General features: G+C 62.4%; 16 protein-coding genes. All 16 read left to right on the forward strand.

The features are described from left to right. Positions 1-211: 211 nt before the first annotated feature. Entirely contained in the window at positions 212-1,825 is a 1,614-nt protein-coding gene (locus tag BFW87_RS12230; RefSeq protein ID WP_078740071.1) for a glycosyltransferase family 39 protein, read from the forward strand. Between the two features lie 108 nt (positions 1,826-1,933). Continuing rightward, the gene (locus BFW87_RS12235; protein ID WP_176159748.1) at positions 1,934-2,773 is read left to right on the forward strand and encodes a sulfotransferase family protein; all 840 of its coding nucleotides are present in this window, start codon (positions 1,934-1,936) and stop codon (positions 2,771-2,773) included. Positions 2,774-2,884: 111 nt separating this feature from the next. Beyond that, positions 2,885-10,711 carry an Ig-like domain-containing protein gene (locus BFW87_RS12240; RefSeq protein WP_439848378.1) on the forward strand — a complete coding sequence of 2,609 codons (7,827 nt, stop codon included), beginning with the start codon at positions 2,885-2,887 and terminating at the stop codon, positions 10,709-10,711. Between the two features lie 41 nt (positions 10,712-10,752). Next, positions 10,753-12,267 (forward strand): TolC family protein, encoded by a 1,515-nt coding sequence (locus tag BFW87_RS12245; RefSeq protein ID WP_078740074.1) that lies wholly within the window; start codon positions 10,753-10,755, stop codon positions 12,265-12,267. After that, on the forward strand, positions 12,251-12,862 hold the full coding sequence (gene cysC / locus BFW87_RS12250) for an adenylyl-sulfate kinase (protein WP_078740075.1): 612 nt from the start codon (positions 12,251-12,253) through the stop codon (positions 12,860-12,862). Before BFW87_RS12245 ends, cysC begins: the two co-directional genes overlap by 17 nt. A 9-nt stretch (positions 12,863-12,871) precedes the next feature. Then, the gene (locus tag BFW87_RS12255) at positions 12,872-13,117 is read left to right on the forward strand and encodes a DUF2789 domain-containing protein (RefSeq protein ID WP_078740076.1); all 246 of its coding nucleotides are present in this window, start codon (positions 12,872-12,874) and stop codon (positions 13,115-13,117) included. Between the two features lie 304 nt (positions 13,118-13,421). Next, the gene (locus tag BFW87_RS12260) at positions 13,422-13,841 is read left to right on the forward strand and encodes a MarR family winged helix-turn-helix transcriptional regulator (protein ID WP_078740077.1); all 420 of its coding nucleotides are present in this window, start codon (positions 13,422-13,424) and stop codon (positions 13,839-13,841) included. Continuing rightward, on the forward strand, positions 13,838-15,916 hold the full coding sequence (locus BFW87_RS12265; RefSeq protein WP_078740078.1) for an FUSC family protein: 2,079 nt from the start codon (positions 13,838-13,840) through the stop codon (positions 15,914-15,916). Before BFW87_RS12260 ends, BFW87_RS12265 begins: the two co-directional genes overlap by 4 nt. Next, positions 15,913-16,122, forward strand: coding sequence for a DUF1656 domain-containing protein (locus BFW87_RS12270; protein WP_016969155.1), 210 nt, complete (start codon positions 15,913-15,915; stop codon positions 16,120-16,122). Before BFW87_RS12265 ends, BFW87_RS12270 begins: the two co-directional genes overlap by 4 nt. After that, positions 16,119-17,009: an efflux RND transporter periplasmic adaptor subunit gene (locus tag BFW87_RS12275; protein WP_078740079.1), complete on the forward strand. Its 891-nt coding sequence runs from the start codon at positions 16,119-16,121 to the stop codon at positions 17,007-17,009. The genes BFW87_RS12270 and BFW87_RS12275 overlap by 4 nt, the downstream gene beginning before the upstream one ends. After that, positions 17,006-18,448 carry an efflux transporter outer membrane subunit gene (locus tag BFW87_RS12280; protein WP_078740080.1) on the forward strand — a complete coding sequence of 481 codons (1,443 nt, stop codon included), beginning with the start codon at positions 17,006-17,008 and terminating at the stop codon, positions 18,446-18,448. The genes BFW87_RS12275 and BFW87_RS12280 overlap by 4 nt, the downstream gene beginning before the upstream one ends. Before the next feature lie 81 nt (positions 18,449-18,529). Further along, positions 18,530-19,162, forward strand: a complete 633-nt coding sequence (locus tag BFW87_RS12285; RefSeq protein ID WP_078740081.1) for an NADH:ubiquinone oxidoreductase subunit N — start codon at positions 18,530-18,532, stop codon at positions 19,160-19,162. Between the two features lie 159 nt (positions 19,163-19,321). Further along, complete coding sequence (locus BFW87_RS12290; RefSeq protein ID WP_078740082.1) at positions 19,322-20,818, forward strand: YdgA family protein; 1,497 nt, start codon at positions 19,322-19,324, stop codon at positions 20,816-20,818. Positions 20,819-21,109: 291 nt separating this feature from the next. Continuing rightward, positions 21,110-23,590, forward strand: coding sequence for a poly-beta-1,6 N-acetyl-D-glucosamine export porin PgaA (gene pgaA / locus BFW87_RS12295; RefSeq protein ID WP_078740083.1), 2,481 nt, complete (start codon positions 21,110-21,112; stop codon positions 23,588-23,590). Between the two features lie 12 nt (positions 23,591-23,602). After that, the gene (pgaB, locus tag BFW87_RS12300; RefSeq protein ID WP_078740084.1) at positions 23,603-25,600 is read left to right on the forward strand and encodes a poly-beta-1,6-N-acetyl-D-glucosamine N-deacetylase PgaB; all 1,998 of its coding nucleotides are present in this window, start codon (positions 23,603-23,605) and stop codon (positions 25,598-25,600) included. Between the two features lie 2 nt (positions 25,601-25,602). Next, positions 25,603-26,943 (forward strand): poly-beta-1,6-N-acetyl-D-glucosamine synthase, encoded by a 1,341-nt coding sequence (pgaC, locus tag BFW87_RS12305; RefSeq protein ID WP_078740085.1) that lies wholly within the window; start codon positions 25,603-25,605, stop codon positions 26,941-26,943. Positions 26,944-26,945 lie beyond the last annotated feature (2 nt).

A 26,945-nucleotide genomic window follows, 5' to 3' on the forward strand; every position in this document is an offset into this window, starting at 1 on the left:
CATCCTTATGGTTGGCTATACGGTGTGTGACGCCAAGTGATCTGGTGTCATCGCAGAGCGTAGTCGCAGCTTTTACGCGCCGCTCGGCGGTTGCGAAACAGCGAGCGAAACCGGGGCTTTTGTCCTAGAGTGGCGCTTGTTTAAGTAGGTGGCGCTTGTTTAAGTATGTGCAGGGTTTGCCCGGCAACCGGGCAAGGTCAGAGGAATTGAGGTGCGACGGTCTGTGGTAGAACAAGACGACAAAGTGACGGCATTTACCGCAGTCAATCGCCTCTCGGACGCCTGGGAAGGTGCCGGATGGCTCAGCCGTTTGTGGTGGGTGCCGATTCTGGCGCTGGCCCTGGCGGTACGTTTCTATGGCCTGACAGCGGCGGCGATCTGGGGTGACGAAGGCTCAAGCCTGCTGCTCAGCGAATACGCCATGGACGACCTTTGGTTTCACGCCGCCCATGACGTGCACCCACCCCTGTACTTTTTCATGCTGCGCGGCTGGATCGAGCTGTTTGGCGACAGCATCTGGTCGATTCGCAGCATGAGCGCCATTCCCGGTGTGGTCGCCGTGGGCCTGGGCGTCTGGCTGACGCGCAAACTGTCCACCCGGCGAGCCGCAGTGCTGGCGGGCGTATTGCTGGCGCTGTTCCCCTCTGCCGTGCGCTACAGCCAGGAAGTGCGCATGTACTCCTTGCTGGCCGTGTGGCTGCTGGGCGCCACGCTGGCGCTGGTGTACTGGGTGCGTCAACCCGCACGCACGCGCTACCTGGCGGTGTATGTACTGCTGATGGCGGCCGGGTTCTATACCCATTACTTCACGGCGCTGTGCGTGCTGGTGCATTGGGCTTACCTGGGGCTGTTGTGCCCGTCCCAGGCCCCTGGCCAGCGCCTGATACTTCGCCCGTCGTGGTGGTGCGCCAATGCGCTGATTGTGGCGTTGTACCTGCCCTGGCTGCCGAACCTGCTGGATCTGGTGCAGCATGTGGAACAACTCAAGGTCGGCGGTGATATCGGCTGGGAAGACCCGGTCACGTTGATTTCCGTACCGTCGATGATCTGGCAGTTCACGCTTCAGGACGAAGGCGTGGGTTTCTGGCGTCCACTGTTCTGGCTGTTTCCGCTGCTGTTGATCGGTGTTGTGGTCGCTACCGCCTGGCAAGATCGCGAGCGTCATTACCCGGCCCGTTTGCTGGCGTTGTTCCTGCTGCTGCCGTTACTGCTGGTGTATGCGGTGTCGTTCGCCTCGCCGGTATTTATCGAGCGCTACCTGACGGTGTACGCCCTGGGCTTGCCGATACTGGTGGCCCTGGCCATTGATCGCATGCCCACGCGCCTGTCGTTGTTGGGCGGGGCTTTGTTCATACTGTTCGTCGGCGTGGAGCTGCTGGGGCTGAAGAACAACGCCACGGTGGATGGGCATGATCAATTCAACACACCGGTGGAGTTCGTCAACCGTAACTACCAGGAAGACGACCGCATCGTGCTCAGCGACATGATGTGGTACCTCAGCTACGTGTATTACGACCAGACCGACGCCCAACTTCAGCTCTACACCCCGCCAAAGCCCGATGGCACGCCCACCCGTCCGAACGCTTACGGTTTCGGCACCCTGGTGGATCAGGACGGCGGTCGCATTTATCTTGACCGTCTGTCGGCATTACCGGCGGACACACGCCGCGTCTGGCTGATCAGCAGCAACGAAATGCCGGATGATTTCGCGCCGATTCCCGACGGCTGGAAACAACTTTTGCAGCAGGACGGCGGCGGGGCGCGGGCGCGCTTGTTTGTGCTGTGTCGCGGGCCAGAGCCCTCGCAGCCAGAGGGCTGCCGCTAATTTCGAATCGGCATTAAACGAATGCCAAAATAGTGGCAAATGACCACTAGTCGGCACTGCAATCCTCAGCTACGCTTCGGCCACAAATGGATTTTGTCCTACACGGTGGTGAACGGATTGCAGTATCACTTTATCTCGGGTTTGCCCCGCTCCGGCTCGACCCTGCTTTCTGCCATTTTGTTGCAGAACCCGCGTTTTCACGCAGGCATGAGCAGCCCCGTAGGCACTCTGTTCAATGGCGTGCTGGCGCAGTGCAGCGCCGGCAGCGAGTTTGGCGCGGTGATTGACGCCAACACCCGTCGCCGCCTGCTACGCGGCCTGTTCGATTCCTACTACGCCGACAAGGCCACGCCGCTGGTGTTCGACACCAACCGCCAGTGGTGCGCGCGTATGCCAGCGCTGCATGATTTGTTTCCCCAGTCCAAAGTCATTGCCTGTGTGCGCAATGTCGCCTGGATCATGGACAGCCTGGAACGGCTGTACCGCGCCAACCCCTTCGAAAACACCAAGCTGTTTGGCGATGATGTCGAACGCAACACGGTGTACAGCCGTTGTGAAACCCTGGCGCAGCGCAATCGCTTGGTGGGCTTCTCGTGGGCGGCGCTCAAGGAAGCCTATTACGGCGAACATGCGGACTCATTGCTGATTGTCGATTACGACCTGCTCAGCCAGGCCCCGGAGCGAGTGCTGCGGCTGGTGTACAACTTTATCGGCGAGCCGTGGTTCGAGCATGACTTTGACAACCTCGTCTACGACGCGCCCGAGTTCGATCAGGCGCTGGGTGTATCCGGCTTGCACAAGGTCCAGCCCAAGGTGCGCCTGCAGCCACGGCGCACTATTTTGCCGCCGGACCTGTTCCAGCAATACACCGAGTTGTCGTTTTGGCAGGACGGCTCAGCCAGTGCCGCCAATGTGATTCGTATGAAGGCCAATGCCGCGATCAACTGATCGCGGCATTTTTATTCTTTCCCAAAGAACGTTCGACGCCGGGTGAGCAGCATGTGGTGGAGCAATCGCAAGTCGCGGGTTAGCGAAGTAGCACGGGCGCGGGTCGCGCCCATGATCATGCCTCTTGAACCGCGCATGCTGTTCGACGGCGCCGTCGCCGCCACGGTGGCCGACGTGGCGCAGCCCGACAGCCACCCCACCGCTGACGCGGCCAAGGCGCCGACCGGCGACCATCCCGCCGCGAGCAAAGACACCCATGGCCAAGCCGACGCGCCGGCCGCTGCGCCTGTGGCCGTGGCGGGGCAAACCGTGGTGTTTGTCGACGCCCGGGTAAAGGACTCCGCCAGCTTGCTGCAAGGTGTCGCGCCCGGCACCCAGGTGGTGCAACTGGACGGCAGCAAGGACGGCCTGCAGCAAATTGCCGATTACCTCGATACGCATCAAGGCGTCAGCTCGGTGCAAATCATCGCCCACGGCAACGCGGGCGATCTGTGGCTCGGGACCACCTACCTGTCGGCTGATAACGTGGCCGCCCGCAGTGCGGTGCTGGGGCAGATCGGCAAGGACATGAATGTTGGCGGCGACATCCTGATCTACGGCTGCTACACCGCCGAAGGCGAGCGCGGGCTGAATTTCGTCGATTCCCTGGCGCAGTTGACCGGCCGTGACGTGGCGGCTTCAACCAACCGCACCGGCGTGGGCGGCGATTGGGACCTGGAGATCGCCACCGGCACCATCGAAAGTGCCAACGTGCTGTCGACCAAAGCCATGAGCGACTACCAGTGGGGCCTCGCCACGTGGACCGCGACCAACAACGCAAACACCGGGGTGGGTTCGCTGCGTGCGGCAATTGCGTCGGCGCAAAATGGCGATATCGTCACCTTCAGCAGTGGCATGACAGTGCAGTTGACCTCGGAATTGCTGGTCAATAAGAACATCACCGTGGACGGTGACCTGAACAACGACGGTGTGGCGGATGTGACCCTCGACGGTCAGTACCGCAGCCGCGTAATCGAAATCACCTCCGGCAGCACGGTCACCCTTGATGGCTTGGTCATCACTCGGGGCCTGGTTTCCGGTACCGGCGGCAACGGTGGTTACGGCGCAACCGGCGCCATGGGCGGCGGGATTTTCAACGCGGGTAACCTGACCCTGAATAACGTCACGGTCACCAGCAACGCCGCGGCGGGCGGCGGTGGCGGCGGCGGGGTCACGGGTGCGTTTTATGGCGGTGCAGGTGGCGGCGGCGGTGGCCTTGGCGGTCAGGGTGGCGGCCATGGCGGCACCGCCGGGCCGGGCACTGGCACATTGGGCGGGCAAGCCGGCAGCGGTGGCGTGGGCGGTTACGGCGGCGGCTATGACGCGACGCACATGGGTGGGCGCGGCGGTTCCAGCACGGGCGGCGCTGGTGGTCTGGGGGTTTCTTATTACAGTAACGGCGGCAATGGCGGTACGGCCAGCAACGGCACGATTTCCATCGGTGGCGGCGGTGGTGGTGCGGGTTGGGACAAGGTTGGCGGTGTTGGCGGCAATGCTGCCGGCGGCATTTACAATGCATCCACCGGCACCCTGAAAATTATCGGCACTTCGGTCATCAGCAACAACATCGGCGCGGGTGGCGGTGGCGGTGGCGGCAGCGGCCAGGGCAGTAACAACCTGAACGGCGGCGACGGCGGGCGTGGTGTGGGCGCAATCTGGAACCAGGGCGGCACGGTGCTGATTACCTCGTCCAACTTCAGTGCCATCAGCGGCAACGCGGCCGGCAGCGGTGCGGGCGGTGCAGAATTGGGCGGTGGCGTTACCGGCAGTGTGCCGACCGCTCTCGCGGCGATCTACAACAACGGCGGCACTCTCAACACCGCTTACGTCGAACCCCCTACCGCCACCATCGTACTCGCCGATACAGCCTTGAAAATCGGTGAAACCTCGCTGGTGACCATCACCTTCAGCCGCGCGGTGAGCGGTTTCACCAACGCCGACCTGACCATCGCCAACGGCACGCTGACCTCTGTGAGCAGCAGCGACGGTGGCCTCACCTGGACCGCGACCTTCACGCCGACCAGCAGCATCACCGACAGCACCAACGTCATCACGCTCGACAACACCGGGGTGACCGCCATCAACGACGGCGTTGCGGGCGTCGGCACTACCACTTCCGTCAACTACGCCATCGATACCGTGCGGCCGACCGTCACCATTGTGGTCGCCGACACGGCATTGAGAGTCGGCGAAACGTCGCTGGTCACCTTCACGTTCAGCGAAGCGGTCACCGGCTTTACCAACGCCGATCTGACCATCGCCAACGGTACCCTGACGGCAGTCAGCAGCAGCGATGGTGGCATTACCTGGACGGGGACGTTCACACCGACCGCGAGCATCACCGACACCACCAACCTGGTGACGCTGGACAACACCGGCATCGCCGATGTGGCGGGTAACGCCGGGAGTGGCACGACCGACTCGAACAATTACGCGATTGATACCGTACGTCCAACGGCGACCATTGTCGTGGCCAACACCAACCTGGCGCTGGGCCAGACGTCTCTGGTGACCTTCACCTTCAGCGAGGCGGTGAGCGGTTTCACCAACGCCGACCTGACCATCGCCAACGGCACGCTGACGGCAGTGAGTAGCAGCGATGGCGGCATTACCTGGACGGCCACCCTCACGCCAACCGCCAGCATCACCGACACCACCAACCTGATCACGCTGAACAATACCGGCATCGCTGACCTGGCCGGCAACGTTGGCAGTGGAACGACCAACTCCAACAACTATGCCATCGACACCGCACGTCCGACCGCCACGATTGTGGTGGCCGACAACGCGCTTAAAATCGGTGAAACCTCGCTGGTGACCATCACCTTCAGCGAAGCGGTGACCGGCTTTACCAACGCCGACCTGAGCCTCGCCAACGGCACGCTGACGGCGGTGAGCAGCAGCGACGGCGGCGTCACCTGGACGGCCACCTTCACGCCGACCGCCAGCATTGCCGACGCGACCAACCTGATCACGCTGAATAACACCGGCGTCGCGGACCTGGCCGGCAATGCGGGCAGTGGCACCACGGATTCGAACAATTACGCCATCGACACCGTGCGTCCGACGGCGACCATCGTGCTGGCCGACACTAGCCTGCGCATCGGCGAAACCTCGCTGGTCACCATCACCTTCAGCGAGGCCGTCAGCGGTCTTACCAACGCCGACCTGACCATTGCCAACGGCACGCTGACGGCGGTGAGCAGCAGCGACGGCGGTATCACCTGGACGGCAACTTTCACCCCGAGCGCCAGCATCACCGATACCACCAACCTGATTACCCTGGACAACACCGGCATTGCCGACCTGGCGGGCAACGCCGGCAGCGGTACCACCGACTCGAACAATTACGCGATCGACACCCAGCGCCCGACTGCGACCATCGTGGTCGCCGACAGCACCCTCAGTGCCGGTGAAACCTCGCTGGTGAGCATTACCTTCAGTGAAGCCGTGTCGGGTTTCACCAACGCCGACCTGAGCATTGCCAACGGCACGTTGACGGCGGTGAGCAGCAGCGATGGCGGCATCACCTGGACGGCGACTTTCACGCCTACGGTGGGCATCAACGACGCGTCCAACCTGATCACCCTGAATAACGCCGGCGTCGCCGACTTGGCAGGCAACGCCGGCAGCGGCACCACCAACTCCAACAATTACACCATCGACACTGTGCAGCCGACCGCAACCATCATCGTGGCCGACACTGCGCTGAAAATCGGCGAAAACTCGCTGGTGACCATCACCTTCAGCGAGGCGGTCACCGGTTTCAGCAACGCCGACCTGACCATCGCCAACGGCACCTTGAGTGCGGTCAGCAGCAGCGATGGCGGCATTACCTGGACCGCGACGTTCACGCCCACCACCAGCATTACCGACGCCAGCAACCTGATCACGCTGGACAACAGCGGCGTGCAGAACGCGAGCGGTAACGCTGGCAGCGGCACCACCGATTCGAACAATTACGCCATCGACACCGTGCGTCCGACCGCCTCCATCGTGGTGGCCGACACCGCACTCGGCGTCGGCCAGACCAGCCTGGTAACCATCACCTTCAGCGAAGCCGTGACCGGTTTCACCAATGCCGACCTGACCATCGCCAACGGCACACTCAGCGCGGTGAGCAGCAGCGACGGCGGTATCACCTGGACGGCCACCTTCACGCCGTCCGCGGGTATCACCGATGCCACCAACCTGATTACGCTTGACAACACCGGCATTGCCGACGTGGCGGGCAACGCCGGCAGCGGTACCACCAACTCCAACAACTATGCGGTCGACAGCCAGCGCCCGACCGCGACCATCGTGCTCGCCGACAGCCAGCTCAGTGCCGGTGAAACCTCGCTGGTGACCATCACCTTCAGCGAAGCGGTGACGGGTTTCAACAATGCTGATCTGAGTATCGCCAACGGCACACTGAGTAACGTCACCTCCAGTGATGGCGGTATCACCTGGACCGCGACCTTTACCCCTACTGTGGGTATCAAAGATGCCACCAACCTGATTGTGCTGAACAATACCGGTGTCACCGATCTGGCCGGCAACACCGGTACCGGTACTACCAGCTCACCCAACTACACCATCGACACCGTGCTGCCGACCGCCACCATCGTCGTTGCCGACAACGCGCTGAAAATCGGCGAGACCTCACTGGTGACCATCACCTTCAGTGAGGCCGTCACCGGTTTCAGCAACACCGACCTGACCATCGCCAACGGCACGTTAAGTGCGGTCAGCAGCAGCGACGGCGGCATCACCTGGACGGCGTTCTTTACGCCGACCACCAGCATTACCGACGCCACCAACCTGATCACGCTGGACAATAGCGGCGTGCAGAACGCGAGCGGTAACGCTGGCAGCGGCACCACCGACTCCAACAACTACGCGATCGATACAGCGCGCCCGACCGCGACAATCGTGGTGGCGGACACGGCCCTCGTCGCAGGCCGGACCTCACTGGTAACCGTGACCTTCTCCGAAGCCGTCACGGGCTTCACCAACGCCGACCTTACGGTTGCCAATGGCACTTTGAGCGCGGTGAGCAGCAGCGATGGCGGCATTACCTGGACGGCGACCTTCACGCCGACAGCCGGTATTACCGATACCACCAACTTGATCACGCTGAACAACACCGGCATCAATGACTTGGCTGGCAACACTGGCACCGGCACCAACGACTCCAACAACTACAGTATCGACAGCCAGCCGCCGACCGCTACCATCGTAATTGCCAACCCACTCTTGACCGCCGGCGGAACCAGTCTTGTCACGGTCACATTCTCGGAAGCGGTGACGGGTTTCGACAACAGCGACCTGTTGGTTGGCAACGGCAGCCTCAGCACAATGACCTCCAGCGATGGCGGCCGCACCTGGACCGGCGTGTTTACGCCCAACGATGGCCTCAATGCCACCGGCAATGTGATTACCTTGAATAACGCCAGCGTGAATGACCTTGCGGGGAACGCCGGTTCGGGCTTGATCAGCTCCAACGCGTTCAACATCCAGACCTCGCACCCTACGGCAACCCTTGAGATCTACGACACGGTCATCAATAAGGCCGAAATACAAATCGTAACGGTGCGTTTCTCCGAGGCGGTTCAGGGCTTTAATCTGAACAGTTTGCGGGCCCCTAATGGCACATTCAGCCAATTGACCCGTTACAGCGACACACTTTATACGGCTGTGTTCACGCCGAATGCGAACGTGATGGCGCCCAATAATGTCATCACGCTGGACACCAGCACCGTTCAAAACGCCAGCGGCAACAGAGGCACTGTAAATGCGGTGTCGCCGGTTTTTGCGGTAGACACCGTTATACCCACGGCCACCTGGAAGCTTTCCGATACCTTGCTGGAGCCGGGCGAGACCGCCAGCGTCACCGTGACCTTTTCCGAGCCGGTCACCGGGTTCGACAACCGCGCCATCGTCAACCTGCAATCAGCCACACTGAGCCAGTTCTATAGCCTCGATGGTGGCGTCACCTGGCAGGCGACACTGACCCCGACGCCGGGCGCTGGCTCCTCGGGGAGCTATCTGATTGGTTTGTCCCTGGCTTATGTCAAGGACCTGGCCGGCAATACCAATTACTCGTTCGATGCAGGCTCAATGATCTCCTATCAGGTCGATCACGCGCCGCTAAGTGCCCACGTCTACCTGAGCTCCGAGCGTTTGACGGTGGGCGGGTCGAGCACCGTTTCCATCTACTTCAACAAGGCGGTCAGCAACTTTGACCTGAGCGACCTCAGTGCCGACAACGGCGTGCTGTCCAACCTGCGCACCAGTGACAGTGGCTTCAGCTGGCAGGCAACGCTTACACCGTTCACCAATACCACCAGCACCCAGAACGTGGTGCGGCTCAACAATGCCGGCGTGACCTACTACGGTGGCAGCACGGGCGCGGGTATCACTACCTCACGCAATTACATCGTGGACACCCAGCGCCCGACCTCCACCATTGTTGTCGACAAGACCAGCCTTGGCGGCAGCGAGCAGGCGACGGTGACCATCACCTTCAGCGAGGCCGTCGAGTTCTACAACGGCCCGCTGGCGCAGAACGCCTGGCTGAGTGGCCTGAAAACCGTGGACGGTGGCATCACCTGGACCGCAACACTGACACCGCAACGGCACATCGACGACACCAGCAATGTCGTGAGCCTGGACAATACTCAAGTACGTGACCTCAACGGCAACGCGGGTTTGGGTACCAGCACATCCAACAATTACGCGATTGATACCCGCCCGGCCACGGCCACGATTGTGGTCGATAAGGCCGAACTCGCCACCGGCGATACGGCCAACGTCACCATTACGTTCAATGAGGCGGTTTCAGGCCTCAAACTGGAAAACCTGAGTGTCGGCAGTGGTGTGCTGAGCAACCTGAAAAGTGTCGATGGCGGCCTCACCTGGACGGCCACGCTGACACCTAAAGATCATCTGCAGAACTGGTATGACACGGTGGTACTCAACGGCAAAGGCGTGACGGATGCGGCAGGTAACACGTCAGCCGGCACGTTTGCCTACTCGAACTACTTTGCCGTTGATACCCAAGGCCCGCAGGTGTACATCGAAGTGTCGGGTACCCAACTCAAGGCCGGGCAGGGCACCGAGGTGTTTATCTGGTTCAGTGAGCCCGTGCGCGGCTTTGACCTGTCCAGCCTGAGCGTGCAGAACGGCACGCTCTCCAATCTGCAAAGTGGCGAGGGCGGCTATTACTGGACCGCGACGCTGACGCCGAACAACAACGTGAATGTCGCCAGCAACGTTATCAGCATCGACAACAGCGCGATCCGCGACTTGGCCGGCAACGCCGGCGAAGGCATCAGCCAGTCCAACGCCTACGCCATCAACAGCGTCACGGTGACGGCTGACCCGTTGACCCTAACCGGTGGCGTTGCAAGGCCTGTCGTCGACATACCGCACCTGCCGCTGCAACCGGACGTCTTCACGTCGCCATCCGGCAACCTCGGTTCACCCCTGACATTCGCGCCGTTGTTTGAACAGCGCGTACTGGGCGACGGTATCCGCCCGCTGGGTGACATTTTTATCAACAAGGGCGCCATCAGCCCAAGTTTTATCGCCCAGGTGTTCACCAGCAGCGATAACTTCGGCGACGGTTCCGGCAAAGGCTTCCTGGGCTTCGGCGGCGGCGATGGCGGGGTGTTTGGCTCAAGCACCTTGTCGAGCCTGTTCAACCGTGAAACCGGCGGCGATGACAGCGGCCTCAAGGCATTCGACAGCCGATCGATCAAAGGCCAGGGCGACCCGGCCCACGGGCTGCGCGGCGTATTTGGCGCGCCGAGCCTCGGCCAGCAATTGCAGCAGATCAAAGACACCGAACAACGTCAGGTGATTGACCTGGCGCATGCACTGCAACAGGTCGGCATCAGCGAAATGCAGGCTTGAACATACTTAACTCAAGGCGCAGGAACAGGGGCGGTCCAAGGATGAAAACAGGTCATAAGGTGTTCGGCACCAGTTTGCTGGTGTTGGCGATCAGCGGTTGTGCGGTCACCAGCGAGCCGATTGAGCGCAGTGTCAGTGAGCAGCGAGCCCGCAGCGATCTGCAAGGCATGTACAAGGACCAGGAGCCATTGAACGGTCCGTTGACGCTGCATCAGGCCATGGCCCGTGCGGTGAAATACAACCTCGAAGGCCGCTTGAAAGTGATGGAGGAGGCGCTGGCCAAGCGACAGTCCGACCTCTCAAGTTTCGACATGCTGCCGCGCATGGCGTTGTCCGCAGGCTATGCCGGGCGCAACAACACCAACGCCTCCAGCAGTCAGAGCGTGCTCAGTGGCAACCAGTCCCTGGAACCTTCCACCTCCCAGGACCGCGACCGTCGCGTGGCGGACCTGACCATGGTGTGGAACGTGCTCGACTTTGGCGTGAGCTATATCAGCGCCAAGCAGCAGGGCGACCAGCGGCTGATCATCCAGGAACGTCGGCGCAAGGTGATCAACACCATCGTGCAGGACGTGCGCTCGGCCTACTGGCGCGCCGTGGCCGCCGAACGCCTGCTGACCCAGATCGACAGCCTGATGGCACGGGTCGACCAGGCCCAGACCAACAGCCAGAGCATGAGCGAACAGCGCATCGGCGACCCGGTGCAGGCGCTCGGCTATCAGCGGTCATTGATCGAAGCCACGCGCCAATTGCAGGAGCAGCGCCGCGCGTTGTCCCTGGCCAAGACCGAACTGGCGACCCTGATCAACCTGCCCATGGGCACCGACGTAAAGCTGGCCACTCCGGATGGCTACAGCGTGCCGCAACTGAAGGTCAACCTCGCCAGCCTGGAACAGGAAGCCCTGGCCAACCGCCCGGAACTGCGCGAGCAGGACTACCAGACTCGCATCAGCGCTGCCGAAACCCGCAAAGCCATGCTGCGCCTGCTCCCGGGCCTGGAGTTCTCCGCTGGCGGCCACTACGACAGCAACTCGTTTCTGGTCGACAACCGCTGGGCCGACTATGGCGCCAAGGTCACCTGGAACCTGTTCAACGTGATCTCCGCGCCTGCCGCCATCGACGTCGCCAAGGCCGGTGAAGAAGTGGCTACCGCCCGTCGCCAGGCCATGTCTATCGCCGTGCTCGCACAAGTCTACGTGGCCAACGCCAACTATCAGGACGCCGTGCGCCAGTTCAAGACCAACGAACAATTGGCGAACATCGACGGGCAAATCCTCACCCAACTGCGCAACCGTCATGAAGCGGCAGGCCTCGGTGAACTCGACTTGATCCAGGGTGAACTCAACACCCTGCAAGCCGACTTGCGCCGCGACCTGGCCTACGCCGATTTGCGCAATGCCTACGGCCAGATCTTCGCCAGCGCCGGGCTCGACCCGCTGCCCGAACAGCTGGACTCCGACCGCGTGCAATCCATCGCGACAGCGCTGGCCAGCCGTGAATCCGCTTGGGCTGCGGGCAACATCACCACGCCGGTGCCACGTGCCGTCGCCCAGTAACCTGGTGGCCCCGACGGCGAGCATCACTCGCCGTCAGCGCGAGGCACGCAACGGGCATCGCGGCGTGGCGATCCTGCTCACGGGGTTGCCTGCTTCGGGCAAATCGACCCTGGCCCAGGGGCTGCAAGCGGCGCTGTTCGAGGGCGGCCGACACAGCCTGGTGCTCGACGGTGATGCCTTGCGCGGCGGCCTCAACAAAGACCTGGGGTTTGCCGACAGCGACCGGGTGGAAAACATCCGCCGCGCCAGTGAACTGGCGGCGTTGTTGGTGGAGAACGGGCAAATCGTGGTCCTTGCGATGATCGCGCCGCTGGTTGAGCTGCGCGCGATATTTGCCGAGCGCCTGGGCGCCGACTATCGGGAGGTGTGGTGCAGTGCGTCATTGGCCGTGTGCGAACGGCGCGACCCCAAAGGGCACTACGCCCGTGCGCGCCGGGGCGACTTGCCGGGGTTCACCGGCATTGGTTCGCCTTACGAGCCACCGCCGCATGCGTCGCTGGTGCTCGATACCGGCGCGCTGTCGGCGCAACAGTGCGTCGAGCAATTGCTGGCGTGGCTGGCGCCTGGGTTAGACTCGGGGAAACCGTCTGAGTAGGAACCCGCCATGGAATCGCCAGTGCACAGCTTGCCGTCCCTCTTCAAGCAGCTCGGGTTGCCGGATGATCCGGTGAGCATTGAGAGGTTTTTGGCGGTGCATTCGCCGCTCAAGCCGGAGCTGAAATTAGCCGATGCGTTTTTCTGGACGCCCAGTCAGAAAGCTTTCTTGCGCGAGGGCATTCGGGACGATGCGGATTGGGCGGAAGTGGTGGATGAGTTGAACGTGTTGTTGCGCCGGGGGCGAGCGGGGTGAGCTTTGTCTATCAAGCAACGTGGAACCAAATGTGGGAGCTGGCTTGCCTGCGATGGCGGTGTGTCAGTCGATATCTACCTTGACTGAACGACCGCCATCGCAGGCAAGCCAGCTCCCACGCTGATTTTGCAATGCTGAAAAATCCACGCTCACGACCAAACCCGCTTTACTTATCTGCAGTACCCACCGCCCATCACAAATTTGTTTCAAAACTTGACGACATTGGATCCATCGACCATATTGATAGTTAGCAAACTAACTGTATGCGAACTATCCAGTGTCCCAATCCCTCGAACAACTCCAGATGAACCTCAGCAGCAGCATGGTGGTGGGCGCCCGTAACTGGCGCAAAATCTGCCAGACCACGCTGGTGAGCTATGGCATCTCCGAAGCCTGCGCCGTGCCGTTGTTGATGATCGGCCGCTTGGGCGATGGCGTGCATCAAGTGAAAGTGGCCCAGGCGTCCGGGATGGAAAGCCCGTCACTGGTGCGCCTGCTCGATCAGTTGTGCGCGGGCGGTTATGTGTGCCGCACCGAAGACGTCCACGACCGCCGCGCCAAGGCCTTGAGCCTCACCGAGCGCGGCCGCGAGCTGGTACAGGCAGTTGAAGTGCAACTGGTGCGTCTGCGCCAGGAAGTGCTGGCCGACATCGCTCACAGTGACCTGGAAGCTGCGCTGCGCGTACTGCGCGCCTTCGAAGCGGCCGAGGTGATGAGCTCTTGAACGGCTTTTTTACCGGCATGCCGCCTGCGAAAGACTGGTTCTACGGCGTGCGCACCTTCGCCGCCTCGATGATCGCCTTGTACATCGCCATGCTCATGCAAATGCCGCGTCCGTATTGGGCGATGGCCACGGTGTATATCGTCTCCAGCCCGTTTGTCGGCCCCACCAGTTCCAAAGCGTTGTACCGCGCCATCGGCACCTTCATGGGGGCGGCGGCGGCGGTGTTTTTTGTGCCGATGTTCATCCAGACGCCCTACGTGCTGGTGGTGATCATTGCGCTGTGGACCGGCACGTTGTTGTTTTTGTCGCTGCACCTGCGCACCGCCAACAGCTATGCGCTGATGCTGGCCGGCTACACCTTGCCGCTGATCGCCTTGCCGGTTGTGGATAACCCGCTGGCGGTGTGGGACGTGGCGGAGGCGCGCACTGAAGAAATCTTCCTCGGCATCGCTGTGGCGGCCGTGGTGGGCGCAATGTTCTGGCCGCGTCGCCTGATGCCGGTGTTCGATGGCTCGGTGGCCAAGTGGTTTGCCGATGCGCAGGTCTATAGCCAGCGCTTCCTGACGCGCAATGTGGACGTCGAAGAAATCAGCACCCTGCGCGGCGGCATGGTCGCCACGTTCAACACCCTTGAATTGATGATCGGCCAGTTATCCCACGAAGGCGCGCGGCCGCAGACGGTGCGCAATACCAAGGAATTGCGCGGGCGCATGATCCACCTGTTGCCGGTGGTCGATGCGCTCGACGATGCGCTGTACGCCATCGAGCACCGCGCGCCGGAGTTTCTTGAGCAGATGGAGCCGATTCTGCAGGCCACCGCCGAGTGGCTTGAAAACACCAGAGACAGCGCGCCGATGGAAAGCTGGCGCGTCTTGCGCGATCAAGTCGACGCCCTGCAACCCCAAGGCGAAGCGCTGGACGACCGCCACACGTTGCTGTTCTCCAACGCGCTGTATCGCCTCGGCGAGTGGATCGATTTGTGGCAAGACTGCCGCAGCCTGCAAGCCGCCATTCAGTGTGAAAGCCAGGACGCCTGGCGCGCCGTGTATCGCCATTGGCGCCTGGGCCGGCTCACGCCGTTTCTCGACCGTGGCATGATGTTCTATTCAGCGTTTTCCACCGTCACCGCGATCATCGTCGCGTCGGTGCTGTGGATTTTGCTGGGCTGGACCGACGGCGGCAGCGCGGTGATTCTGGCCGCAGTGGCCTGCAGCTTTTTCGCTTCGATGGACGACCCTGCGCCGCAGATTTACCGGTTCTTTTTCTGGACCGCCATGTCGGTGCTGCTCGCCAGCCTCTACCTGTTTCTGGTACTGCCCAACCTGCACGACTTCCCGATGCTGGTGCTGGCGTTTGCCGTGCCGTTTATCTGCATCGGCACGCTCACCGTGCAGCCGCGCTTCTACCTCGGCATGCTGCTGACGCTGGTGAACACCTCGTCTTTTATCAGCATCCAGGGCGCCTACGACGCCGACTTCCTCAACTTCGCCAACGTCAACCTGGCCGGGCCTGTGGGCTTGTTGTTTGCCTTTATCTGGACGTTGATCGCGCGGCCCTTCGGCGCTGAATTGGCCGCCAAGCGCCTGACCCGTTTCAGCTGGCGCGACATCGTCAGTTTGACCGAGCCTGCGACCCTGGCCGAACACCGGCACATGGCCGTGCAAATGCTCGACCGCCTGATGCAGCACCTGCCGCGTCTGGCCTTGATCAATCAGGACACCGGCAGCGCCCTGCGCGATTTGCGTGTGGCGCTGAACCTGCTCGACTTGCTGGCCTACTCGCCACGCATCTACGGCGTGCCGCGGGTGTTGCTCAACCAGGTTGTGGAAGGCGTCGGCGGCTATTTCAAAGCCTGCCTGAAGGCAGGTGAACGCTTGCCCGCGCCGAGCGGTCTGCTGATGACCCTGGACCGCACGCGTCGCGCCCTCAATGGCCAGGGCCTGCAAAACGAAGATGACACCCGCCTGCACCTGCTGCACGCACTCGCTGGTTTGCGCCTGTCGTTGTTGCCCGGCGTGGAATTTATCGGCGGCGCCGAGATGGAAGCGCCGCTGCCTGATGGAGCGCCTTTATGATCGGTGATCTGGACATCAGCGGGGTATTCCTGCCCACGCTGCTGGTGCTAATGGGCATTACGTACGTGTTGTTTCTGGTGGTGCACGGGCTGTTGACGCGCATTCACTTCTATCGCCTGGTCTGGCACCGGGCATTGTTCAATGTGGGGCTCTACGCGCTGTTGCTGGGCGCGGTGGACTCACTCAGTCGATACCTGATGACATGAAAAAACCTTTTTTGACCATTGGCCGTGTCGTCCTGACGCTGTTGATCGTGACGTTTGCGGTCGTCGTTGTGTGGCGCATGGTCATGTACTACATGTTTGCCCCGTGGACCCGTGACGGGCACATCCGTGCCGACATCGTGCAGATCGCCCCGGACGTGTCCGGGCTGATCCAGCAGGTGGATGTGCGCGACAACCAGCTCGTAACCAAGGGCCAGGTGCTGTTCGCCGTCGACCAGGACCGCTTCAAGCTGGCCCTGCGTCAGGCCCAAGCCGCCGTGGCCGACCGCCAGGAAACCCTGGCCCAGGCCAGCCGCGAGTACAAGCGTAACCGTGGCCTGGGCAACCTGGTGCCGAGCGAGCAACTGGAAGAAAGCCAGTCCCGCGTGGCGCGTGCTCAATCGGCGTTGGCCGAGGCGCAAGTGACGGTGGACGCGGCCCAGCTCAACCTCGACCGCTCGGTGATTCGCAGCCCGGTAGACGGCTACGTCAACGACCGCGCGCCGCGTGCCCAGGAATTCGTCACCGCAGGGCGCCCGGTGTTGTCGGTGGTGGACAGCAATTCCTTCCATATCGACGGCTACTTCGAAGAAACCAAGCTCGACGGCATTCATGTCGGCATGGCCGTGGATATCCGCGTGATCGGCGACAATGCGCGCCTGCGCGGCCATGTGCAGAGCATCGTCGCCGGTATCGAAGACCGCGACCGCAGCAGCGGCTCCAACCTGTTGCCCAACGTCAACCCGGCATTCAGCTGGGTGCGCCTGGCCCAGCGGATCCCGGTGCGCATTGCGTTTGATGATGTACCGGCGGACTTTCGCATGATCGCCGGGCGCACGGCCACGGTGTCGATCATCGGCGATAAGGTCAAAGACGGAGAGAAACCATGAAGCGGCTTCTGGCAACCGCTGCGTTGGGGTTGTTGCTGTCGGCCTGCCAAGTGGTGGGCCCGGATTACAAGCTGCCGGAAAAGTCCGCCGTGAACCGTGGCGACCTGCAAGGCCAGCTCGCGGGCGAGGGCAACAATGTGGTGTCGGCGCCAGTGCCGGCGGACTGGTGGAAGCTCTACAAAGACCCGCGTCTGGATGAGCTGGTGCGCCAGGCCATGGCCTCCAACACCGACCTGCGCGTGGCCGCCGCCAACCTGCAGCGCGCGCGTTATCAGACCGAACAAGCTGAATCCGCAGGCGGCTGGAGTGTCGGCGCCAAGGCCGAAGCCCAGCGCCTGCAGGAATCCGGCGAAGCCTATCTGCTCACGGAAAAAGTCCCGGTGGCCAACATCGGCAGCGCGAGCATTACCACCTCTTACCAGTTCGACCTGTTCGGCACCTTGCAGCGCGGCATCGAAAGCGCCCACGCCAGTGCTGACGCGGCTCAAGCGGCCGCCGATATCGCGCGCATCACGCTGGTGGCAGATGTGGTGCGTTCTTACACCCAGGTGTGCGCGGCCAACGAGGAGCTGGCGATTGCCAACGAATCCCTCGACCTGCAAGCCCAGAGCACCAAATTGACCCAACGCCTGCGCGACGCCGGGCGTGGCGATGAAACCCAGGTCACGCGGTCGCAAACCCAATACAAATCCCTGCGCGCCGACATGCCGCGCTACGAGGCTGCGCGTCAGGCCGGGCTGTTCCGCCTGTCGATGCTGTTGGCCAAGCCGCTGGATCAATTACCCGCGGGCACCGGCACCTGCGCTGAGCTGCCGCACATCGCCCAGTTGTTGCCGGTGGGCGACGGCGCGACGCTGCTCAAGCGCCGCCCCGACGTGCGCCAGGCCGAACGCCAATTGGCGGCAGCCACCGCGCGTATCGGCGTGGCCACCGGCGCGTTGTACCCGGACATCAGCATCGGCGCCACCGTGGGCACCGTCGGTATTTTGGGCGACCTGGGTACGCCCGCCACCAACCGCTGGGGCTTTGGCCCGCTGATCAGTTGGACCGTGCCGACCAACGGCGCCCGCGCGCGCATCCACGAAGCCGAAGCCGCGACCCAAGGCGCGCTGGCGCACTTCGACGGTGTGGTGCTCAACGCCATCCGCGAAACCCAGACCGGCCTGGCGCAGTACACCGCCCAGTTGCAGCGTCGCGATGCGCTGGCCGATGCCGGTGAGTCGGCCAAGGAAGCGTCGGAGCAGACGCACCGCTTCTTCCAGGCCGGCCGCGCGTCGTTCCTGGCCGACCTGCAAGCGACCCGCACCTACACCGACGTGCGCGCGCAGCTGGCGGCCGCGAACACTCAGGTTGCCATGAGCCAGATCGATCTGTTCCTCGCCTTGGGCGGCGGCTGGGAAAGCGGACGAACGCAAGCGTCACAGCCCGGCAAACCCTGAGCGAAACGCTATGCTTGGTCAGGTGAGGCGCCGTGACGCTTCATCTGACACTGCTCGCGTTTGCTCATGGGGATTCCAATAATGAAAAACCCTTATGCTCCCGCTTTCTGGTGCGTGTTCTTCGCACTGGTGTTGTTATCGGCTGCCTATTTCTACGGCGTCATGCTCGCTCACCAAATCGACAAGGCCATGGTGTTTCTCGACAGCGCCTGCCTGGTGATCGGCACCCTGTCCATCGGCGTGGTCGCCTGGGCGTCTTATCAAAACCAACGGGTGAAGCGGCGCTTGCTTGAACAAGGCAAGACCCGCGTGGCGATCTGGGACACCAAGGTGGCGCTGCGCCGCGTCGAAACCGTGTTCGACCGCTATTTCTGGGGCAGCTACTGGCAGCCTGGACGAACGTTTCAGGAAGTCATGGGCGAACTCACCGGCACGCCCCTGGAAAAAAGCCTCGAAGCCCTGAAAAAACAATGTGTATTGCTCGATCAGCAGGTCGCCGAGGGCAGGCATTGGCTGAATAACGCGCGGGAATTATCCGACGTCGCCAACCAGATGGCGCGCGAACGCTACCAGCTGGACTTCTGCGACCCCAAGGCCGACACCCCGGGCAATGCCGTGATTCACCGCGAGTTTGAGGTGCTGGTGTACACCTGGACGGCACGCCTGAAGAGTTTTGATCATCAGCTCGATGAGATTGAAACCGAGTATTCCTGAGCCGCGAGGTGAACCAACTGCCGACCTTGCCCCTCTGAAAAGCTGGGCCGTTTCCGGCCGCGAGTGCTAATCTTCCCCCGTTTTCGGCGGGCTTGAGCCAACCCCCTCAGGGTTCAAGGAAGACAGCCCACTTCTCACAGGATTTGATCAGGTCACTTCATGAATAAGCCAGCAGTTGTTTTCTTGGGTTTTGTTGTCGCCATCGGTGCCGTCAGTGCAGGCGGTGCCTGGTACACCGGTAAACAGCTGGAGCCGGTCCTGCAAACCGCGATCCAGAACGCCAACAAAGAACTGCAGACCTCCATGGCCGGCGTCGATGGCTCCGTGAGCCTGGAACTGGTGTCCCTGGACCGTGGCCTGTTCAGCAGCACCGCCCACTACCGCCTGAAAGGGCAAGGCAGTGTGTTCGGTGAAGACAACCCGAACCCGGAACTGCTGTTCGTCGACCATATCGAACACGGCCCGCTGCCGTTCTCGCGCCTGGTGTCGCTCAAATGGCTGCCGGTCATGGCTACCAGTCACTACGAACTGGAAAAGAACGCCACCACTGAAAAATGGTTCGCCGCCAGCAAAGACGTGTCGCCGCTCAAGGGCGTGGCCAACATTGGCTACAACCGTTCGGTCAACGGCAACGTCGAGCTGCTGCCTCTGGAGTTCAAGGACGACAAGTCCTCGGTCAGCTTCAGTGGCGCCAACCTGGACTTCGACGGCACCGCCGAAGGCCAGAAGGTCAAGGCTGAGGGCTTCATGAACAGCCTCAAGGTCTCGGTAATCGATGCCAACGGCGCGCCGTTCGACGCCGAACTGTCTGGCCTGACCATTGCCAGCAACCTGGAAAAATCCGCCTTTGGTTTCTACACCGGGCAAAACACGGTTGAGCTGACTGACACCAAGGTCACCTTCGGCCCGCAGAAAGCCGTGCTGACCCTCAAGGGCTTCGAGCAGAAAGACTCCAGCGACATCAAAGACAACAACCTGGCCGGCCGCGTTGACTACAAGATTGACGAGATTGGTTACCAGGGTAAGCCGGTCGGCTCCGCCGCCATGGCCCTGAGCATGAAGAATGTCGACATCCCGTCGATGCTGGTGCTGACCAAGCTTTACCAGGACAAGATGCAGCCGGTGCAAGCTGCCGCCGCCGCCGGCCAGCCGGTGCCTGAGCTGCAACTGACCGAAGCCGAGCAGACCCTCGCCGAAGCCAACGTCAACCAGGCGCTCGCCGCCAAGCCGCAAGTGGCCGTGGAAAACCTGTCGCTGAAAACCACCCACGGAGAAAGCAAGTTCAACCTGATCCTGGACCTGACCAAGCCGGCCTCCATGGAGCTGCCGCCGGTTGAGCTGGGCAAGCAAATGGTTGCCCTGCTGGACGCCAACCTGACCCTGTCCAAGCCGATGATTGGCGACGTAGCCGGCCTGCAAGCGCAGGTCGGTGGCGTGACCGACCCTAAAGCCATCGAGCAGCAATCGCAGATGGCGGCCGAAATGGTCAGCGGCATGGCGGTGGGTACTCAACTGGCCACCCTGGTGGGTACCGACGTAGTGTCCAAACTGCACTACGCCAACAATGAAGTGACTTTCAACGGCCAGAAGATGACCGTCGAGCAGTTCCTTAGCTTCATCATGGCCAAAGCCGGTGCAGTCAGCGGCGCGCAATAATTGCCCAACCGCTTAACCCTGTGGGAGCGGGCTTGCCCGCGATGGCGATGTGTCAGTCAGCACTTGATTGGCTGATAGACCGCCATCGCAGGCAAGCCAGCTCCCACATTTGTTTGTTTTCAGCCCACCAGCCAATTCTGAACAATTGTTCCGATTTGAGCATCCCCCTACATTCCTAAGGGATAGTTCCTACAGGAAAGCTTGGCCGGGTCACTAGACGCCGGCACCCTGATGCGTAGTGCTCAGGGCCACCCATCGTTACAGCTTTCCTTGTGTAAGGAAGCTCACGATATGTTGCGAACCCTACCCATCAGTGCTTCAGGTCGGTTGCGACTGCTCATCGGGGCAGCCTTGTGCAGCCAATTGCTGATACCTGCCTTCGCCATGGCCGATCCGGCCTACGACGCCCTGATCATCCAGGCGCGCAACGGCAACTTCACGCCAGCCCTCGCGCAACTGCGCCAACTCCCTGCCGAGCGCCAGACGCCAGGGCAGATCAGCGATCACTTGGTGATTGCCGGGTGGGCCGGGCAAGACGCTGAAGTGCTGAAGGTGTACGAAGCCCAAGGCAAAAATCGCAACTTGACCACCCAGGCGCTCGCCACGGTGGCGCGTACCTATCGCAATCAAAAGCAGTGGCCGCAGGCCCTGGCGGTTTACCAGCAGGCGCTGCTGCGCGAGCCGAACAATATCGACCTGCAGCTGGGCCTGGCCCTGACCCAGGCCGACGGTGGCCAAACCGCTGAAGCGGTGCGCCGCACGCGCGCGCTGGTGGCTGCCAACCCGAATGACCCCAACCGCCGCATGGCCCTGGGTTATGCGCTGACCCGCGCAGGCCTGAATTACGACGCCCTGTTCGAATTCGACCAGGCCTTTATCCGCGCCGGCGACAAGCCGGAAGTGGTGCGCGAATACATCGTCGCCCTGCAAAAGGCGCGTTTGCCGGAACCGGCGTTGCGCCTGTCGGCCAAACACCCGGGTGTGCTCGACGCCGTGACCCAGCGCCGCCTGGAAGGCGACCTCGCCGCCGAGCGCGTGCGCATGGCCGAGTACGCCACGCGCACGGAAAAAGAACGCTACGTGGTCGCCGACCGCGCCCTCAGCGACTACGACAAATTGCTCGCGCGCTGGACCCCGGACGCCAGTGCCCACGATGACGTCGTGCGCTGGCGCATCGACCGCCTCGGCGCGCTCAAGGCGCGCGCGCGCACCGCTGATGTGATCCGCGAATACCAGACCCTTAACGGCGAAGGCGTACAGCTGCCCACTTATGCGCTGCGTTGGGTTGCCGCGTCTTACCTCGACCAGCGCCAACCGGAACAGGCCGAACCGCTGTATCGCGAGGTATTGACCGCCCCGGACGCCGACGCCAGTTACCGCGTCGATGACAGCACCGCGCTGTTCTACGCCCTGCTCGAAAGCGACAAAGTGGATGAGGCGCGCGCAGTGGCCAACGACTTGGCGAAAAGTCAGAACCCACGGGTTGAACTGAAGGGCTTGCCAATCGGTAACCCCAACGACAATTGGATGGACGCCCAGCAGCTGTCGGCCCAGGCCGGCACTTACGGCGGCGACCTGCAAGGCAGCGAAACCGGGCTTGAAGCCCTGGTGGCCAAAGCCCCGGGCAACGTCGGCCTGCGCCTGGCCCAGGCCGATATGTACCGCGCCCGCGACCTGCCACGGCGCGCCGAAGGCACCCTTAAGGAAACCGAAGCCCAGGCCCCGCGTGACATTGGCCTGGAAGTGTCCCAGGCCTACACCGCCATGGACCTGCAGGAATGGCGTCAGATGGACGCGCTGACCGACGACGTGCTGGCGCGCAACCCGGACAACCGCCAGGTGCAGCGCCTCAGCCGCCTGCGCGATGTGCACGACATGGCCGAACTGCGCGTCGAGGCCTACACCGGCAAGAGCTACGGCGGCGGTAACAACAACGACGCTGGCGCGGTGGCCGGCAGCCGCGACTGGGGCATTGAAAGCGTGCTCTACACGCCGCCTATCGATGAGGACTGGCGCCTGTTCGCCGGTGCCGGCTACGCCACCGCCGACTTCAACGAAGGCACCGGCCAGCACCGCTGGCAGCGTGTGGGCGTGGAGCGGCGTACCCGCGACATGACCCTGGAAGCCGAAATCTCCAACCATTCCTACGGCTATGGTTCCAAGCAAGGCGCAGCGGTGTCGATCACCCGCGACATCAATGACAACTGGCAGTACGGCGGCAGCCTGGGCTACCTCCTGACCACCACGCCGCTGCGCGCGTTGAATGACAACGTGACGGCCAACGGCGGCAGCGGCTTTATCCGCTGGCGTCAGAATGAGAGCCGCGAGTGGAAACTCTCGTTGAGCCCCTCGCACTTCAGTGATGGCAACAACCGGCTCGAAGCCTTGCTCACCGGTCGCCAGGGCATCTACAGCTCGCCGCACGTGCAAGTGGACCTGGGCCTGGAAGTCGGTGCCAGCCGCAACACCAAGGACGACACGGTGTACTTCAACCCCAAGTCCGACCTCAGCGTGTTGCCCACCGTCACGGTCAATCATGTGCTCTATCGCCGCTACGAAACCCAGTGGAGTCAGCAGTTCCAACTCGGCGCGGGTACGTATAGCCAGAAGGATTACTCCACGGGAGGCGTCGGCTTGATCGGCTACGGCCAACGTTTTCGCTGGAATGACGTACTGGACGTCGGCGCCAACCTGAGCCTGATCAGCCGCCCGTATGACGGCGATCGCGAACGCGATCTGCGCCTGCTCATCGACCTCACTTACCGTTTCTAGAAGAGCCTGACCATGACTGTTCTCAGCCGTTGCTTACTGGTCCTGGGTGTAGTGCTCGCCAGCGCTTGCGCCCAGCAGCCCGCGCCTTACACGCCCCCCGCCGAGCGGCCGACTCCGGCCAATGAAACGCCGTGGCCGAAAAACCACTTCTTGGGCATCGCCTACCACGACATCGAAGACCGCGACCCGGATCAGGCGGTGGTGGCGGTGCGCACCGAGCGTTTGATCGACCAGTTGGCCTGGCTGCGCGAGAACGGCTACCAGCCGGTCAGCGTCGACCAGATCCTGGCCGCGCGCAGCGGCGGGCGAGAGTTGCCGCCCAAGGCCGTAATGCTCAGTTTCGACGACGGCTATTCAAGCTTTTACACCCGTGTGCTGCCAATTCTGCGCGCCTACAACTGGCCCGCCATTTTGGCGCCTGTGGGCTACTGGATTGACACGCCGCTGAACAAACCCGTCGACTTTGCCGGCACCCCCCGGGCCCGGTCCGACTTCCTGACCTGGGAACAGGTGCGCGAAATTTCCAAGTCGAACCTCGTGGAAATCGCCGCCCACACCGACGCCAGCCACACCGGCATCCTGGCCAACCCGCAGGGCAACCTGGAGCCGGCTGCCGCCACCCGTCGCTATGACGCCACCACCGGCAAATACGAAACCGAAGCCCAATTCCAGGCACGCATGCGGGCCGACGTGACCGCCATCACTAACAAACTGCGTGCGGTCACCGGCAAGGCGCCGCGCGTTTGGGTGTGGCCTTATGGCGCCGCCGATGGCACCTCACTCGCGGTAGTGGGCGAGCAGGGCTATCAGATGTCGCTGACCCTGGACGACGGCCTTGACGACCTCGCCAACCTCCAAAGCAGCCCGCGTTTCCTGGTGGCTTCCGACCCGGATGGCGAGCACTACGCCAACGCCATCGTCGGCACTCAGTCCAAGACCTCCATGCGCGTGCTGCACGTGGACCTGGACAACGTCTACGATCCGGACCCGGCCCAAGAGGCGCGCAACCTCGATCAGTTGATCCAGCGCGTGGTCGACATGGGCGCCAGCACCGTGTTCCTGCAAGCGTTCGCCGACCCCAAGGGCGACGGCCTGGTGCACTCGCTGTATTTTCCCAACCGCCACCTGCCGGTGCGTCAGGACCTGTTCAACCGCGTGACCTGGCAGCTGCGCACCCGTGGCCATGTGGCCATTTACGCCTGGATGCCGGTGCTCAGTTTTGCCCTCGACCCGGCGCTGCCGCGCGTCACCCGCTGGGACCCGAAAACCGGGCAGGTCGGCATCGACCCGGACCAGTACAAACGCCTGTCGCCGTTTGATCCGAAGGTGCGCCAGCAGATCGGCGAGATCTACGAAGACCTCGCGCGCAACACCTCGATTGACGGTGTGCTGTTCCACGATGACGCGCTGTTCTCCGACTTCGAAGACGCCAGCCCCGCAGCGCTCAAGGCCTACGCCGCCAACGGCCTGCCGAGCAGCATCGCCGCACTGCGCGCCGAACCGGCCGTGATGCAACGCTGGACCCGCTTCAAGAGCCGCTACCTGATCGATTTCACCCAGGAGCTGACCGCCAAGGTCCGCGCCATCCGTGGGCCACAGGTGCAGACCGCGCGCAATATCTTCGCCGAGCCGATGCTCAACCCGGCCAGCGAAACCTGGTTCGCGCAGAACCTTGATGATTTCCTCCAGACCTACGACTGGACCGCGCCGATGGCCATGCCGCTGATGGAAGGCGAGACGCTGAAGAACTCCAATGCGTGGCTTGAAAAACTCGTGGCCACCGTCAAGGCACGGCCCGGCGCGTTGCAGCGCACCGTGTTTGAACTGCAAGCCAAAGACTGGCGCACGAAAGACGCGCCAAACATCGACGGCGCGCAGATGGCTGAATGGATGGGTGTGCTCAAACGCCAGGGGGTCAGGAGTTTTGGCTACTACCCGGACAACTTCCTGGAAAATTCCCCGGACCTGAAGACGGTACGTCCGGCCCTTTCCAACCAATGGAACCCTTGACCATGTTCGACAGAATCCTGGCTTTATTCGTGTTGGCGCTGGTGTTGGGTGTGCCCCTTGGCCTGATTTTCCTGGTCACCGGGCAGTTCCTGATGGACTTCGTGTTCTTCTACCCGCTGTTCATGTCGGCGCTGTGGATCGCCGGCGGCCTGTACTTCTGGCTGCACTGGGAGCGCCACTGGCCGTGGAAGGAAGACACACCGGCGCCGACGCTGGCCGGCAACCCGCTGATCTCGATCATCGTGCCTTGCTACAACGAGGGCGATAACGTTGCCGACACCATGCATGCCGCGCTGGACCAGTTGTACCCGAACATCGAAGTGATCGCGGTCAACGACGGCTCCAAAGACAACACCGCTGAGGTGCTCGACGCCCTGGCCTTGCAGCACCCACGCCTGCGCGTGTTGCACCTGGCGCAAAACCAGGGCAAGGCCGTGGCCTTACGCATGGGCGCCGTGGCGGCACGCAGCGAGTACCTGGTGTGCATCGACGGCGATGCCTTGCTCGACAAAAACGCGGCGGCTTATATGGTTGCGCCGATGCTCGATAACCCGCGCCTGGGCGCCGTGACCGGCAACCCGCGTATCCGCACGCGTTCGACCTTGATTGGCCGGGTGCAGGTGGGCGAGTTCTCCTCGATCATCGGCTTGATCAAGCGCACCCAGCGCGTGTTTGGCCGGATCTTTACGGTGTCGGGTGTGGTGGTGGCGTTTCGCAAAAAGGCGCTGGACCGCATCGACTACTGGTCCACCGACATGATCACCGAAGACATCGATGTGAGCTGGAAGCTGCAGCTGGATCACTGGGCCATCTTCTACGAGCCCCGCGCACTGTGCTGGATCCTGATGCCGGAAACCGTCGGCGGCCTGTGGAAGCAGCGTCTGCGCTGGGCCCAGGGCGGCGCCGAAGTGCTGTTCAAGAACATCCGTGGCATCTGGCAATGGCGCCATCGCTACCTGTGGCCGCTGCTGTTCGAATACTGCCTGTCCACCGGTTGGGCCTTCACCTTTCTGCTGTCAGTGATCTTCTGGGGCCTGGGCAAATTCATGGTGCTGCCGCAGGCCATTGCCGTGGAGTCGCTGATGCCACCGGCGTTTACCGGCCTGGTGCTGGCGATGGTGTGCCTGCTGCAGTTTGCGGTGAGCATCCTGATTGACCGGCGCTACGAAAAAGACCTGTGGAAGACCCTGTTCTGGACCGTGTGGTACCCGATGGTGTTCTGGCTGGTCAGTTTGTTCACCACCCTGGTCAGCTTTCCCAAGGTGCTGTTCAACCAGCATCAGAAACGCGCGCGCTGGGTCAGCCCGGACCGCGGTATCAAACCCCGCGAAGAGGAGGCGTGATC

Origin of the sequence: Pseudomonas fluorescens, from assembly GCF_002022275.1 — a bacterium.
Classification (GTDB): Bacteria; Pseudomonadota; Gammaproteobacteria; order Pseudomonadales; family Pseudomonadaceae; genus Aquipseudomonas; species Aquipseudomonas fluorescens_AJ.